Origin of the sequence: Paenibacillus chungangensis (genome assembly GCF_042675905.1) — a bacterium.
GTDB classification, from domain to species: domain Bacteria; phylum Bacillota; class Bacilli; order Paenibacillales; family Paenibacillaceae; genus Pristimantibacillus; species Pristimantibacillus chungangensis.
The window spans coordinates 380,914-394,299 of record NZ_JBHTJZ010000004.1; the positions used below are offsets into that span (position 1 = coordinate 380,914).

Genomic DNA, 13,386 nt, shown 5'->3' on the forward strand with positions numbered 1-13,386 from the left:
TATATTCCCATTGTGCTCAATGGCCACCTCCTTTTCAGGAGATTAGCCGACCTTCCATACAAACCATTCTGTTGCAAGTCTAATCATAGCATAATTTGTAAATTCACACACTTATTCTATATGCTATGACTTAAAGGTACAAAACCGTATTTCATTTGGCTGTAGTCACCTATTTGTGTCAAGTATAGCTAGCGCCTTTTGGTCTCTTTGTGGTAATATTTAGCCATATATCCAGTGGCACGATATGACATAATATGAGTCTAAAGTAATGGGGGCGAAGGCAATATCATTATATATCGCAATAAGTGTATTCATCATAGTTCTATTGATTGGGTTAATACTATATTTAAAGATAAGTAGAAAAGAAGAACCAAAGACAATCACAAGCATTTCAGAAAACTATGATTTGAAAACGGTAGGGATTGCTGAAATTGACAGAATGCTCGACGGCTCCGAATTTGAGATGTATCTCTACAGACTATTTATTGAACTGGGCTATCAAGGTGTCTATAAAACGACAAACAGCAGAGATTTCGGAGCAGACCTCGTATTCACGGATCGCGAAGGCGTTAGGAATGTTGTCCAAGCAAAGCGGTACTCAATAGACAATCCAGTTGGCATTAGCGCGGTTCAAGAGGTATTCTCATGTATGAGATATTATAAAGCTAGAAAAGCTATTGTAATTGCTTCAGCGAAATATACAGAGCCTTGTGAAACACTAGCTGGAATCAATGGTGTGAAACTATTAGATCGAAGTGATTTGATCAAGATGATTGATGATTTCAAAAAGGATGATATTCAAGCAATAAAGGATAGAATTGAATCTGAGCCGCGTATGATCTTAGAGTCATGGAGTGAGGTTAATAGTGGTGTGCTTCATGAAATCAGGAAGGATTATAAAGCGGAGAAGTATGTTAAGGCAGTTATTGGTAAGTACAATAAATGAGCATGAAAAAACCACTCCCTAATGTAGTCGATACATTTAGAAAGTGGTCTTAACGTGATAAAAAGTGTCTGTCAGAGACTACAACCTTCATGACAATCACTTAAGACGATGAAAGCCATAAAGTTGTAGAGAAAATCGGAGTAACTGGATTCGAACCAGCGACCTCACCCACCCCAAGGGTGCGCGCTACCAGGCTGCGCCATACCCCGATATGTACAAATGCCAGCAAGCTTTCATAAGCCGCTTCCGTTTATTATAATAGCGGAATAACGAATTGTAAAGATATGCACGAGGCATTCCTGCGGCATGTTAGCGTTTCGTATTATATGAGCCTGCTCGGGCTTCTTTAGTAAACGCTTAACGTAATCGTGCGGACAATGACCAATTAGAGAGGGTGTGCTGGCAATGGCAAAAATAGTTTCTTCTGTCACGGAGCTTATAGGCGATACACCAATCGTGAGACTGAGACGAGTTGCAGCCGAGATGGGCGCATCTGTCTATATGAAGCTGGAATATTTCAATCCCGGCAAGAGTGTGAAGGATCGCGCAGCTTTCAACATGATCCGGCGCGCAGAGCAAGAAGGCAAGATTAAGCGCGGCATCTCCACCATTATTGAGCCTACCTCGGGCAATACCGGAATTGGACTTGCTATGGTTAGCGCAGCATTAGGGTATCCTTGCATCATTACGATGCCGGAGAGTGCGACTCGGGAGCGTGTGCAGGTGATGCGAGCATACGGTGCGGAGGTGGTGCTTACCCCAGCCGCTGAAGGGATGAGTGGAGCGATCGCTTGTGCGAAGGAACTGGCGAAGACGACGGAGGGCAGCTTCATACCGATGCAATTCGAGAACAGGGCCAATTCGGACGCGCATCGCTTGACTACAGCGGTCGAAATCTATGAAGCATTCCAGGGGAAGCTGGATGCGCTAGTCTTGACGGCTGGGACGGGCGGTACAATTACGGGTGTTGGAGAAGAATTGAAGAAGAAGATGCCGCATTTGAAAATATATGCAGTAGAGCCCGTCGGTTCGCCTGTTCTAGCAGGCGGTCAACCAGGCAAACATAAGATTCCGGGCACGGGTCCGGGCTTCGTGCCTGCGATTCTCAATACCTCCATCTATGATGAGATTCTGCATATCAGGGATGACGATGCGCAGCACATGGCAAGAAGACTCGCATCCGAGGAAGGCATTCTCGTTGGTGCTTCTTCCGCAGCTTCGGCTTACTTCGCAATTGAGATCGGGAAGGTGCTCCCTTCTGCCGCTCAAGTGCTCTGCATCGCTCCGGATTCAGGTGAACGTTATCTGTCGACGGACTTGTTCGGATAGTAGACAGGCTGCCGGTAAGACAGGCAGCCTGTTGTAATAGAGGCAGAAGTCAAAGTCATCCCTCCTCAATCGGTTATTTCCCAACTTACCTTCAGCGCTCCCTGTGCCTGATCGCCGGTGACGACGATTCGTACCGTGGACGGCGTGTCCACCCGGTAGGAGATGAACCATGCATCCACGTCTTGCTCAGCGCTCGTGTGCGTCCCTCCCTTGGCGTCCAAGTGGGTGCCATATCCTCCGCCGGTGATCTGCCAGTCGATCTTATAGGATAATGTCTGTCCCTTCTCGAGCTTGACAGGAATCCCCTTCTGTCCGTTGAAATATGCAAATTCCGCTTGATAGCTGTCGGCAGTTCTGGTCTCTGTCCACTGCCTAGTCACCGTGAAGTCGGTCGTGGATATGTAGATGGATCCGGCAAGCAGCAGCAGTGCTGCAGCTGCGCTGTATAGCTGCAACCCGCGAAACAGATTGGATATAGCGAGAAATGCAAGTGCGCAGGCTACCCCAAAGACACCCGCATACAGGCTCAACAGCCATTGACCAGGAAACCAAAATAAAAAAGGGACATACCCTCCAAGGATATAAAGCAGGACGGTAAGTGCTATTTTGGAAGGGCCGGCCTTGTACTTGTATAGCACCGCATCTACCACGACAGAGAACAAGACGGCATAGCCGTAAATATACTTCCACAGCGGGAGTTCCCAGGCTAGCTGGGACATTTCATAGAGCTGGAATCCTGCCATTATAGCCAGAAATCCTAAAAATACAAGCCCTGCGGCTGCAAGCTTTGAAGCCACGTAAGCGATAACCCGAAGTCCTATTGCCTGCAATGTGACTCCCTCCTTCCTCAAGTCATTTCTGATATGCCAAATTATAACACAATAGAAGATGTACTGGATGAAGATGTACGGGGACAATGCTTCTATGAATCGTATTCCCTTATCTATAACCGATAATTATTTATTGATAAACAATAAATAATCATGTAAACTGGACTCATTCTCTATAGGTGAGGTGCTTTATGCGCAGAGGAAGTATTGTTTTTTTGAAGCTGGCCTTGGCCGTATTGGGACTAAGTGCGTTGCTGGCGTGTGTCGTCTGGCTGCCTACGTCTGTCGAGCATTATGCCAGGATACATCCGGATTTGGCCCTTATACACGATCCGTTGCTTATAGGAGGATATGTCACCGTCATTCCATTCTTCATTGCGCTGTATCAAGCCTACGTATTGTTGAAGCTCATCGAGGAGAGGGATGCATTCTCCGAATCGGCGGTACGTTCGTTGCACCGCATTAAGCAATGCGCCGTTGTGATTGCTGTTCTGTATGCGTTCATGTTCGCGGTGCTTGGGCTGATGCAGATAGGGAGTCCCGCTATTGCAGTAGGCGGAGCCAGCATCGTATTCGCCGCTCTGACGGTAGCGTTCTTCGCGGCTGTCCTGCAAGAGCTGCTGCAGCAAGCTCTCCAGATCAAATCAGAGAACGATCTGACCATCTAAGGAGGGGGCGGAGATATGGCGATCATTGTGAACATGGATGTGATGCTGGCCAAGCGAAAGATGAGCGTAACCGAGCTCTCGGAACGGGTAGGCATTACGATGGCGAATTTATCGATATTGAAGACGGGGAAAGCCAAGGCGGTTCGCTTCTCTACATTGGAGAAAATATGCGAGGTGCTGGAGTGCCAGCCGGGAGATATTCTGGCATATGCGAAGGATGCGGAATCGGATGAAGAGCAGCAGTAAAAGGAGGGAATTCATCATGAAAAAGAGCATTACAATTGCTGCATTGCTTGCGGGTGCCGGATGAACGCGATGATGGAACGTTTTTGGAAGCCGTTGCTTCATTTTGGCTATCAGCAGGCGATGTCGTGCCTTTTTCCGGTGATCATCTTCGTCTCACTCGCTATCACCAAGGTGATTGACGTGCCCCATCTTCCCGATTATGATCTGCTGTTCATCATCTGCCTTGCGACGCAGTACGTTATGTATCGGTCAGGCATGGAGTCGAAGGATGAGCTGAAGGTGATCTGCCTCTTCCATCTGATCGGCATTGCGCTGGAGGTGTACAAGGTGCACCACGGCTCGTGGTCCTATCCGCAGGACGGGTGGACGAAGCTGTTCGGGGTTCCCCTGTACAGCGGCTTCATGTATGCCAGCGTGGCGAGCTACTTGTGCCAGGCGTGGCGCAGACTGGACGTGACACTCGTCGGCTGGCCGAAGCCGGTGTGGACCGTGCCGCTTGGAGCGGCGATCTATCTGAATTTCATGACGCATCATTACGTCTACGACATTCGCTGGGTGCTGACCGCCTTGTTATTTATTATCTTCTTCCGGACAGTCGTTACGTACAAGGTGTTGTCCGTCACAAGGCGGATGCCGCTGGCCGTGTCGTTCTTTTTGATCGGATGGTTCATATGGCTGGCCGAGAATATCGCCACCTACCTTGGCGCATGGCAATATCCCAATCAGCGAGAGGCATGGACGGCGGTCAGCTGGGGGAAGCTCAGCTCATGGTTCCTGCTCGTCATCGTCAGCTTCATCATTGTAGCTCAGCTGAAGCATGTGAAGGAGAGGCGGGAAGAAGTACCGTTCCGTGCCAGCCGGGACAGTGGGCAAGAAGCGAAGCGGCAAGCCTGAATACGATTGAATCAGTCCCTATACGCTAGCGACATAAGTAAGCAGGAGCAGTCCCGCGAGTCCGAACGACAGCGGGGACTGCTCCTTTGCGTCTGATGAATGACTTCATTGCGAAGGGGGCTGGATGAGAGGCCCGGTTCCTCAGGGGAAAGGATTGCTTGTACTCTGGCAGGGACGTGAAGAGAGATGGCGGAATCATGTATACTATAGGGGTAGGTAAGGCAAGCAGGCATGAGCAGGAATACAAAGCATGAAGCAAAGGAGAATCCGGCGATGAGCGCAACGATCAAGCAGGGATTAAAGCAAGAATATATGGTGGAGCAGCTGCGGAAGCTGCTTGGCATCCCAAGCCCGAGCGGCTATTGTATGGACATTATGGCGTATATTCAGGAGGAAGCAGGGAGACTGGGCTACACGGTGGAGCTGACGCCGAAGGGCATGGGCATGATTACCATTCCGGGACGGAGCAACGACAAGACGATTGGCATCTCGGCTCATGTCGATACGCTTGGCGGCATGGTCCGTTCCATCAAGTCCAGCGGCATGATCCGGTTCACCCCGATTGGCGGTTACGCCATGCAGACGGTGGAAGGGGAGTATTGCGTCATCCATACCCGCGATGGACGCAAGTACGAGGGAACGGTATTGTCCAGCAAGCCATCCGTACATGTGTATAGCGATGCACGCGACTTGAAGCGTGAAGAAGCCAATATGGAGATTCGGATTGATGAATCGGTGGAGAATAAGGAGGACGTGCTGAAGCTTGGCATCGGGGTAGGCGACTTCATCTCCTGGGACCCGCGTACCCGCATTCTGCCGAACGGCTGGATCAAGTCGCGCCATCTGGATGACAAGGCGAGCGTAGCGGCGCTGTTCGGACTGATGGAATGGCTGAAGCGGGAAGGGAAGACGCCTGCCTATACGCTCAAGCTTCTGATCTCGACGTACGAAGAGGTCGGCCACGGCAGCTCTTATATTCCGGAGGATATTACGGAGCTAATCGCAGTCGATATGGGAGCGCTCGGCGATGATCTGTCGGCGACGGAGAAGGACGTGTCGATCTGCGCGAAGGATTCCTCCGGACCGTACGATTATGGGATGACATCGCGGTTCATTGAACTGGCGAAGCGGGAGGGCATTGCACATGCCGTAGATATCTATCCCCATTACGGCTCCGACGCTTCAGCTGCGTTAAGAGGCGGAAGCAATATTCGCGCGGGACTAATTGGACCGGGGGTTCATGCTTCTCATGGCATGGAGCGAACGCATGCGGATGCGATTGCCGGCACAGCTGCATTGCTACTTGCTTATGTGATGGAATAATGTGTTGCGTCGATAGGCAGCAGATGGATAAGAACGGGAGAGGGAAGACTTGAACGAAGCGATCTTGATTGTGGAAGACGAGGACAAAATTGCGCGGCTGTTGGAAATCGAGCTGGAATGCGAAGGGTATACGACAGGGAAAGCCGACAATGGCATCGACGCACTGGAGCTATTCCGCAGCAGAAGCTGGGATCTCGTGTTGCTCGACGTGATGCTGCCGGGAATGAGCGGGATTGAGCTTCTGCGGCGCATACGAGCGCATGATTCCAGCACACCGATTATACTGCTGACAGCGAAAGGATCCGTCGAAGACAAGGTGGCCGGTCTTGATGGCGGAGCCAACGATTATATGACGAAGCCGTTCCAGATCGAGGAGCTGCTGGCGAGAATCAGGGCGTCGCTGCGGCTGCGACCCGTTGCCGTTGCTTCGGTCACAGAGCGGGAGGAAGAGGCCGGCGGCAAGTGGCTACAAGCGGCCGATCTGAAGGTTAGCGAGAGCATGCGTGAAGTATCGCGCAGCGGCGTTGCGATCGAGCTGACACCGAGAGAATTCGATCTGCTCGTGTATCTGCTTAAGCACAAGCGCCAGGTGCTGAATCGGGAGCAGATTATTGAAGCGGTATGGGGATATGATTACTACGGCGATACGAACGTCGTGGATGTGTACATACGTTATGTCCGCAAAAAAATCGACGCCGCATTCCAACCGCAGCTTATTCATACGGTGCGCGGCATCGGATACGTGCTGAAGGACAACGCATGAAGCTGAAGAGCAAAATCCATCTGTATTCTTCTGTCATGTTCGCGGCGTTGCTTATCATTATGAATCTATCGATCTATGTGGCGTTCAGCGGAATGTCCATCGACAGCGGACTGGATGAGACGGAAGCGAAGACGGAGACGACGGCGGAACGACTAAGGCAGTCGGCGGGCAGCATACCGGAGGCCGATCTGCTGCGCGCTTACGTGCCGCTTGACGGCATGCTGCGCATCGTCACGCAGGATGGCAACAATGCGGCAATGGTTACATCATCTTCGGAGCTGGAGCTGAGCAAGCGTCCCGCACTCTATTATCCTCGCAAGCATGTGGAGGTCGTGAAGGAAGCGGGTCACACGTATACACTTGTCTCTGTGCCTGTTATATGGATGGAGGGGGAAGTCGTCAATGTCCAGGTGATGGAGAGCCTGCAGGCAACGATGGACAATCTGGATGTGCTCCGCACGGCTCTGATGCTCGTGACAGCGATTGCGCTCATTCCGGTCGTATTGTCCGGCCGGCTGCTGGGCAGTCTCATTATGCGGCCGATCACAGCCATGACGACGACGATGCGGGACATTAAAGGCAGCGGAACGTTCAAGCGGCTGGAGCAGGACGGAAAGTCCAAGGATGAGTTGAAGGAGATGGGCGATACGTTCAACGAGATGATCGAGCTGCTGGAGAGCAACTATGATAAGCAGAAGCGATTCGTCTCCAACGCATCCCATGAGCTGAAGACTCCGCTGACGGTCATTGAGAGCTACTCCAGCCTGCTGCTGCGCAGAGGCAAGGAACGGCCGGAGCTGCTGGAGGAGTCGCTGCGGGCGATTCATTCCGAGGCAGTGCGAATGAAGGAGATGACGGAGCAGCTGCTGTTGCTCGCGAAGCATAAGGAGCAGTGGAACATCGAGCTCCAGGAGCTGGATCTGGTTCAGCTGGCGGAGGAGTCCGCTCGGGCGTTCCGCAGCGCTTACGATCGTGAAGTGAACGTATCGGCAGAGCTGCGACCGGTCATGGCACATACGGATCAGAACAAGCTGAAGCAGCTCTTGTTCATCTTCCTGGACAACGCCCGCAAGTATAGCGACGAAGGTATAACGATCACAGTTGAGCGGCATGGAGACAGGGGCAGAATCCGCATTACGGACCGCGGAATCGGTATACCGAAGGAGGATCTGTCCAAGGTGTTCGATCGTTTCTTCCGTGTCGACCAGGCCAGATCGAGAAAGACGGGCGGAGTAGGACTTGGCCTCTCCCTCGCTCAGGAGATTGCCGCAGCGATCGGCATTGTCGTTGCGCTCGATAGTCTGGAAGGCGTCGGCACGACCGTAACGCTCACGCTGGAGAACGTACCTGTCGAAGGGAAGAAGTAGTACGGTCAAATTGCAAAATTGCATCGTATATGTGGTGAGTGGGAGTGCAGTGTATAAGAGGTGAGTAGGAGAGTTGCATCCTATTAGCGTGACGCGGCTCTCACCAAATTCTCATCTTGGCTTGCTAGAATGGCCCCATTGGGATATGGGGGAAGAGGTGGCATTGATGATAGCTCGAAAATTATGGTGGATTGCGGGAGGCGTATTGTTGGCAAGCGCTCTTGTGTCCGCGACGGTATTCGCCTGGCAGCCTTGGCGGTCGCCGGACCTGCTGACGGAGCAGCAGGTGCAGACGTCTGTGCTGGAGCAATATCCCGGAGAGATCATGCAGTCCAAGCGGCATGGCGAATTGTATCTGATTCGATTGCAATCAGAACAAGGGACATATGAGATGGAGGTCGGTGCGGCTGATGGCGCAATAGTGGCGATCCAGCGCTTGAACGGACCGGGCGGCGGTACGTCGGAGACGGATCATGGTGCGCATCCGGAGCTGACTCCTGCGCCGCTGCCGCCGGACGGGCCAAGCGGAGAGACGGGAGCAGGCGACGGGATGGCGAAGCCTCCGGCTACGGGATCGCCGGTGACGCAGCCGCCGGGCACTCAGCCGCCAGTGACAGAAGCGCCGGCGACGAAGCCGCCGGGAACCAAGCCGACGACGACGAATCCGCCAGCGACGCAGCGGCCGGCAGAGACAACGCCGCCGGCTACGCAGCCGCCCGTGCTATTGACGGAGCAGCAAGCTGCGGCAATTGCTTTGAAGCATGTGAAGGGCAGCGGGCAAGTTGAAGATGTGCAGCGAGGTAACGATGACGACTACTTGGTAGATATCGAGATGACGGACGGCCGTGAGGCGGTCGTGCAGGTGAACATGATCTCCGGCAAGATCCTGTCGATCACTTGGGACGATGACGACGATGACGATGACGGAGATTCGGACACCAGGTCCGGCGATGATGACGACGATTGATGGCTGGAAGGAAGGTTCATTCAGCTTGCCAGTGTAGCAGGTTGCCAGTGTAGCAGGTTGCCAGTATAGCAGCTTGCCAGCCGGCCTAACTGGATTTCATGCTGTTTATTTTCCAATATGCACCTTTTTTCTGCGACTAACTGGATTCCATGATACTAATGTGATTAATTGTTGGGATGATGCTCTGAATGGCCTAATATAACTGTACTTATTCCATTTACAGAAGATAAGAATGGCGATCTCGCATCTATTAACTACACGAAATACAGTTAGCAGTGTCTGATGCCATGCACCGCTGTAACGCTATATCGCTATATCGCTATTAAAGGCAACTGGCTCCTCTGATGAAAGGATGACTTCAAACTAACTTAATGATCTTAACGATCTGCTCCCACCGATTGGGATGTGGAGTCTGAGTGAAGCGGGCCCTCTTCTCATCGAATTCTAATGTAGCTCTTATGTTGCTCTCATTCTCGCCCTGTAAAGTAGGTCTTGTAAGCGAGAGAGCACAACATTAAGGAGGCCCAACAGGATGAAAAAAGTAGTAGCGGTAGGCGTATTGTCAGGAGCATTGATCATCGGCGGAATTGTCGGAGCGAGTGCGGTGGGTACGATCTCGGCGGATAACGATTCCAGAGGCAAGGCTGTAGCCGTGCAGGTCGCTTCACAAGAGGGGAATGGAACAGCGGATAAGTTGATCGGCAAGGAGAAAGCGAAGCAGCTGGCACTGAAGATTGTGAACGGCAAAGTAGAAAGCGTGGAGCTGGAGGACGAGGGCGACCGACTCTATTATGAAGTGGAGATTGAGAGAGCGGGCACGGAGATTGAAGTGATGATCGATGCGTACAGCGGCAAGTCGCTGGGAACGAAAGTGGACGATGATCAGGACGACAATGACGACCGGGACGATGACAACGATAATCGCGACGATGCGAATGACCGTGATGACAAGCAGTCTGTGCAGCAAGAGAAGAAGGCTGAGCCTGTGAAGAAAGCTGCCGTCGCAAGCAAGGCTGTAACGGCTGAGCAAGCAGCTGCCATCGCTGCCGCGCATGTGGGCGGCACCATTATTGAAGTCGAGCGCGACGAAGACGACGGCCGTATCGTGTATGAAGTGGAACTGAAGATCAATGGTGGCACGGCGGAAGTGGAAGTAGCGGCGGCAACGGGCAAAATTCTCGAAGTCGACAAAGATCTGGACGATGATCGTGACGACAACGACGACGATGATCATGACGACGACCAAGATGATGATGATGATGATGATGATCGCGATGATGATGACAGCGATGACGACGATGACGACGATCGTGACGAGGATTAATTCATCCACATGCGTATGAAACAAAAAGCCAGGTCGACTTGTTGGAGTCAGCCTGGCTTTTATTGGTTCGTCAACTGCTTTTCAATTCCTCCGCCACCTTGCCGTCGGAGATTTTGTATAGCGTCTTCTTCTTGTGCTCAACGAGCTTGAATACACCGCTGTTGAAGTCCGTACCGGTCAGCTTGAAGAACATGCCCTCCAACTCGTGCGTAGGCGACTCTCCCACGTTCATGATCATGCCGTCATCCGTCTTCAGGAGATGGGCTCTAACGCCTTGCTCATAGTCCTCTTCATATTGTTCCGGCAGGACGCGTTGTACGGAGACGACATGGACATCAATGAAGTCGATCTGGCGCAGTATCTCGTTAATGATCGAGCCGTGAATGAGCTCCTCCCACCGGGTGCGAGCCGACTCCCCCACTACAATCTGTGTAATCTGCTTCTTTCTGGCGACGTCGACAATTACGTTTGCGACGCTTCTCGAGCCGCTCTCTTCTGCCAGGAATTCTGCATGATGCTCTTCCGCCAGCCGTTTCCACTCTGTCATATTGCGTTCCTTGGAGGCGTTGTATTCATTATCCCGCATCGGATTGACGGTCAGAATGGTTAGCGCGCCACTCATCGCATGCGCGATTTTGGCGCCTCGTTGAATCAGCCGCTCTGCATTCGGCCCGTAATAGACGCAGACAAGTATATTCTCCCGCGCTGTATGTTCCATATCCGTGACATCCTCTCTCTATCCTATTCGTATAACGCTACGGCTTCTGCTGCACCCGCTCCAAATATTCGTCCAGCAGCTGAAATGTTTCGTTCATCCCTTGCCTCACATTGTCCATCAATGCTTCGAATACGCGGCGCTCCGCTTTATTGGCTTCCTCGGGCGCTCCGTGCAAGATGAGCTTCGTTCCGTGCTCATGCGGCTCGAACGTGATCGTGTTGAGAATTTCCAGCGGCCAGTCCTTGCTGAATGGCGCGCGTATGCGATTGCCTTCCGCATCGGAGAAGCAATTGGTGTAGATGAATCTATGAGGCGCTTCAATCTCGCGATAGTTGAATTTGCCCCACATGACCCCGCCATTCGGTGTCTCCTGTGTGTAGAGAATAGAGCCTCCCGGCTGCAGGGTCTGGCTGATGACGGACGTCTTGCAGCCGCGGGGGCCCCGCCAGTTCGGCATGTGCTCCCCTTGTGTGAATATATCGAAGAGCAGCTCCGGCGGCGCCTTGAAGATACGGGTCATATGAAGCCCCTTTTGCGCTCCTTGGGTTGGGCTGCTTTTGGAAGCTGTTTTTTTGTTTCTTTTGAACATAGGGTCCTCCTGTGTGCTGTACTAGCTGTTATAATAATAACATATGAATCGGCTGCAAGCGGAATGGAAATAGGAAAATAGAGGAGATCGATGGATTGTTATGAGCAAGGAGAACGCAGCGCTTCCGCCACAGCGGTGGGAGCGACACAAGCTGACGGATGGCAACAGAGGGATGTGCGCGATGAGAGCAACGTTCTGTATGGGAACGGCTGCAGTGGACAGGCTTCGTCTGTTCATCGGGAATGTCAATGGCGCAACGGTATGGTTCGTGGTGACTGCCGGGCGTACGGGAGCGCTGAAGGTAGAAGCCTATGCGGTAGATGCAAGGCATGAATCGCATGCCGTTATTCCTGCTGTTGTGCCTGGCGATGGGGCTCATTGTTCTGCCGCCTTGTCGGGCGAAGCGGAGGAGGCACTTCGTCGCGGCTCCTTGCCGGTACAGCTGGATGTGGAAGTGAGGATGGTCGGCAAGACGGCTTTCGTGTATGCCAACGGGATATGCTATGCCGCTTACGAGCTGAAGTCTGCCCTCGGTGGAGATATCACACAAGCGGGTACGGCTGTTGAAGATACGCTTGCTCCGGCTCCTCAGTTGGTTCACTTCGACGTGCAGCACAAGCCGGGAAAGTTCATGCATATATCGTTCGACGATACGTACGATCTGATGAAGGATTTGACGGTGAATGAAGCCCGATACAACAGTCTGTTCGAACATGAAGTGTTTGCGTATTTGCGGGAGATGCATGAGAAGTACGGCGCGGTATTCAGCTTTTACTTGTTCTATGGCAGGACGGACGATGCCTTCACGATGTCGGATATGACGATCAAGTTCAAAGATGAGTTCGCCGCGCATGCGGAATGGCTGAAGTTCGGCTACCATTCCTTGTATGAGAATACGCGCTCCAGCGGGTTGAGCGACGAGGAGATGATCGCGAGCGTGCGGGACATGCATGCGGCCATCATCCGGTTCGCCGGCGCCGACAGTATCGACAAGATCGTCCGATTCGGTTATTTCTCGGTCAACACTTCGGCGCTTATTGCGTTGAAGCGTCAAGGCCTCATCGATGGAGCGCTAACGGCGGATGATGACCGAACAGATAATTGCGGCTTGTCAGGCGCGGCGCTACGGATACTGAGGCAATACGACCGCTATACTGATCTGGAGCATGGAGTGCGCTATTATCGCTCGGAACGGCGCTTCGACAGCTGCGATAGCAGCGAGCAGATGGTGTCGCAATTAAGTATGCTGCAAGACGACGAGAATAATAACGAGTGCTACATCTTGTTCGGTCATAGCGTTCTACAGACGCCCATTACGGCTGCTCTGCAGTGGGCTTATGAACAGGGAGATATAGCGTTCCGATATCCCATGCACAGCGAGCGGGACGTGCGGTGACAGTCGAATAAGGGTAATGAATGAAG

At 52.4% G+C, this 13,386-nt stretch carries 14 protein-coding genes and 1 tRNA gene; 11 read left to right on the forward strand and 4 right to left on the reverse strand.

The window, feature by feature from the left end:
* Nucleotides 1–268: 268 nt before the first annotated feature.
* Nucleotides 269–946, forward strand: a complete 678-nt coding sequence (locus ACFQ2I_RS02345) for a restriction endonuclease (protein ID WP_377561878.1) — start codon at nt 269–271, stop codon at nt 944–946.
* A gap of 135 nt (nt 947–1,081) precedes the next feature.
* Here the strand turns inward: ACFQ2I_RS02345 and ACFQ2I_RS02350 are convergent.
* A tRNA-Pro gene (locus tag ACFQ2I_RS02350) sits at nt 1,082–1,155 on the reverse strand.
* A 196-nt stretch (nt 1,156–1,351) separates the two neighbouring features.
* On the opposite strand from ACFQ2I_RS02350, the gene cysK reads away from it, so the two are divergent.
* Nucleotides 1,352–2,275 carry a cysteine synthase A gene (gene cysK, locus ACFQ2I_RS02355; RefSeq protein ID WP_377561879.1) on the forward strand — a complete coding sequence of 308 codons (924 nt, stop codon included), beginning with the start codon at nt 1,352–1,354 and terminating at the stop codon, nt 2,273–2,275.
* A gap of 65 nt (nt 2,276–2,340) precedes the next feature.
* On the opposite strand, the gene ACFQ2I_RS02360 is transcribed toward cysK, so the two are convergent.
* The gene (locus tag ACFQ2I_RS02360) at nt 2,341–3,105 is read right to left on the reverse strand and encodes a hypothetical protein (RefSeq protein ID WP_377561880.1); all 765 of its coding nucleotides are present in this window, start codon (nt 3,103–3,105) and stop codon (nt 2,341–2,343) included.
* Nucleotides 3,106–3,296: 191 nt separating this feature from the next.
* Between ACFQ2I_RS02360 and ACFQ2I_RS02365 the strand changes: the two genes are divergently transcribed.
* The 8 genes from ACFQ2I_RS02365 (at nt 3,297) to ACFQ2I_RS02400 (ending at nt 10,657) form a co-directional block, all read left to right on the forward strand.
* A complete protein-coding gene (locus ACFQ2I_RS02365) occupies nt 3,297–3,773 on the forward strand; it encodes a DUF2975 domain-containing protein (protein ID WP_377561881.1) in 477 nt (158 codons plus the stop codon).
* Between the two features lie 15 nt (nt 3,774–3,788).
* Nucleotides 3,789–4,019, forward strand: coding sequence for a helix-turn-helix domain-containing protein (locus tag ACFQ2I_RS02370; RefSeq protein ID WP_377561882.1), 231 nt, complete (start codon nt 3,789–3,791; stop codon nt 4,017–4,019).
* A gap of 72 nt (nt 4,020–4,091) precedes the next feature.
* Nucleotides 4,092–4,913: a DUF817 domain-containing protein gene (locus ACFQ2I_RS02375; protein WP_377561956.1), complete on the forward strand. Its 822-nt coding sequence runs from the start codon at nt 4,092–4,094 to the stop codon at nt 4,911–4,913.
* Nucleotides 4,914–5,186: 273 nt separating this feature from the next.
* A complete protein-coding gene (locus ACFQ2I_RS02380; protein WP_377561883.1) occupies nt 5,187–6,236 on the forward strand; it encodes a M42 family metallopeptidase in 1,050 nt (349 codons plus the stop codon).
* 49 nt (nt 6,237–6,285) lie between these two features.
* On the forward strand, nt 6,286–6,999 hold the full coding sequence (locus ACFQ2I_RS02385) for a response regulator transcription factor (protein ID WP_377561884.1): 714 nt from the start codon (nt 6,286–6,288) through the stop codon (nt 6,997–6,999).
* Nucleotides 6,996–8,366 (forward strand): sensor histidine kinase, encoded by a 1,371-nt coding sequence (locus ACFQ2I_RS02390; RefSeq protein WP_377561885.1) that lies wholly within the window; start codon nt 6,996–6,998, stop codon nt 8,364–8,366. Before ACFQ2I_RS02385 ends, ACFQ2I_RS02390 begins: the two co-directional genes overlap by 4 nt.
* A gap of 166 nt (nt 8,367–8,532) precedes the next feature.
* On the forward strand, nt 8,533–9,333 hold the full coding sequence (locus tag ACFQ2I_RS02395) for a PepSY domain-containing protein (RefSeq protein ID WP_377561886.1): 801 nt from the start codon (nt 8,533–8,535) through the stop codon (nt 9,331–9,333).
* Between the two features lie 532 nt (nt 9,334–9,865).
* Entirely contained in the window at nt 9,866–10,657 is a 792-nt protein-coding gene (locus ACFQ2I_RS02400; RefSeq protein ID WP_377561887.1) for a PepSY domain-containing protein, read from the forward strand.
* Nucleotides 10,658–10,727: 70 nt separating this feature from the next.
* Here the strand turns inward: ACFQ2I_RS02400 and ACFQ2I_RS02405 are convergent, their stop codons facing one another.
* Both ACFQ2I_RS02405 and ACFQ2I_RS02410 read right to left on the reverse strand, forming a co-directional pair.
* A complete protein-coding gene (locus ACFQ2I_RS02405; RefSeq protein ID WP_377561888.1) occupies nt 10,728–11,375 on the reverse strand; it encodes a universal stress protein in 648 nt (215 codons plus the stop codon).
* A gap of 37 nt (nt 11,376–11,412) precedes the next feature.
* Nucleotides 11,413–11,964 carry an SRPBCC family protein gene (locus ACFQ2I_RS02410; RefSeq protein ID WP_377561889.1) on the reverse strand — a complete coding sequence of 184 codons (552 nt, stop codon included), beginning with the start codon at nt 11,962–11,964 and terminating at the stop codon, nt 11,413–11,415.
* Between the two features lie 100 nt (nt 11,965–12,064).
* Here ACFQ2I_RS02410 and ACFQ2I_RS02415 point away from each other — a divergent pair, with 100 nt between their 5' ends.
* Complete coding sequence (locus ACFQ2I_RS02415; RefSeq protein WP_377561890.1) at nt 12,065–13,360, forward strand: hypothetical protein; 1,296 nt, start codon at nt 12,065–12,067, stop codon at nt 13,358–13,360.
* Nucleotides 13,361–13,386 lie beyond the last annotated feature (26 nt).

What these genes read in the sequence shown, in the direction of transcription:
- ACFQ2I_RS02345 (WP_377561878.1), top strand. Translation starts at nt 269, where the DNA reads ATGGGGGCGAAGGCAATATCATTATATATCGCAATAAGTGTATTCATC.
- cysK (WP_377561879.1), top strand. Translation starts at nt 1,352, where the DNA reads ATGGCAAAAATAGTTTCTTCTGTCACGGAGCTTATAGGCGATACACCA.
- ACFQ2I_RS02365 (WP_377561881.1), top strand. Translation starts at nt 3,297, where the DNA reads ATGCGCAGAGGAAGTATTGTTTTTTTGAAGCTGGCCTTGGCCGTATTG.
- ACFQ2I_RS02370 (WP_377561882.1), top strand. Translation starts at nt 3,789, where the DNA reads ATGGCGATCATTGTGAACATGGATGTGATGCTGGCCAAGCGAAAGATG.
- ACFQ2I_RS02375 (WP_377561956.1), top strand. Translation starts at nt 4,092, where the DNA reads ATGGAACGTTTTTGGAAGCCGTTGCTTCATTTTGGCTATCAGCAGGCG.
- ACFQ2I_RS02380 (WP_377561883.1), top strand. Translation starts at nt 5,187, where the DNA reads ATGAGCGCAACGATCAAGCAGGGATTAAAGCAAGAATATATGGTGGAG.
- ACFQ2I_RS02390 (WP_377561885.1), top strand. Translation starts at nt 6,996, where the DNA reads ATGAAGCTGAAGAGCAAAATCCATCTGTATTCTTCTGTCATGTTCGCG.
- ACFQ2I_RS02395 (WP_377561886.1), top strand. Translation starts at nt 8,533, where the DNA reads ATGATAGCTCGAAAATTATGGTGGATTGCGGGAGGCGTATTGTTGGCA.
- ACFQ2I_RS02400 (WP_377561887.1), top strand. Translation starts at nt 9,866, where the DNA reads ATGAAAAAAGTAGTAGCGGTAGGCGTATTGTCAGGAGCATTGATCATC.
- ACFQ2I_RS02405 (WP_377561888.1), bottom strand. Translation starts at nt 11,375, where the DNA reads ATGGAACATACAGCGCGGGAGAATATACTTGTCTGCGTCTATTACGGG.
- ACFQ2I_RS02410 (WP_377561889.1), bottom strand. Translation starts at nt 11,964, where the DNA reads ATGTTCAAAAGAAACAAAAAAACAGCTTCCAAAAGCAGCCCAACCCAA.
- ACFQ2I_RS02415 (WP_377561890.1), top strand. Translation starts at nt 12,065, where the DNA reads ATGAGCAAGGAGAACGCAGCGCTTCCGCCACAGCGGTGGGAGCGACAC.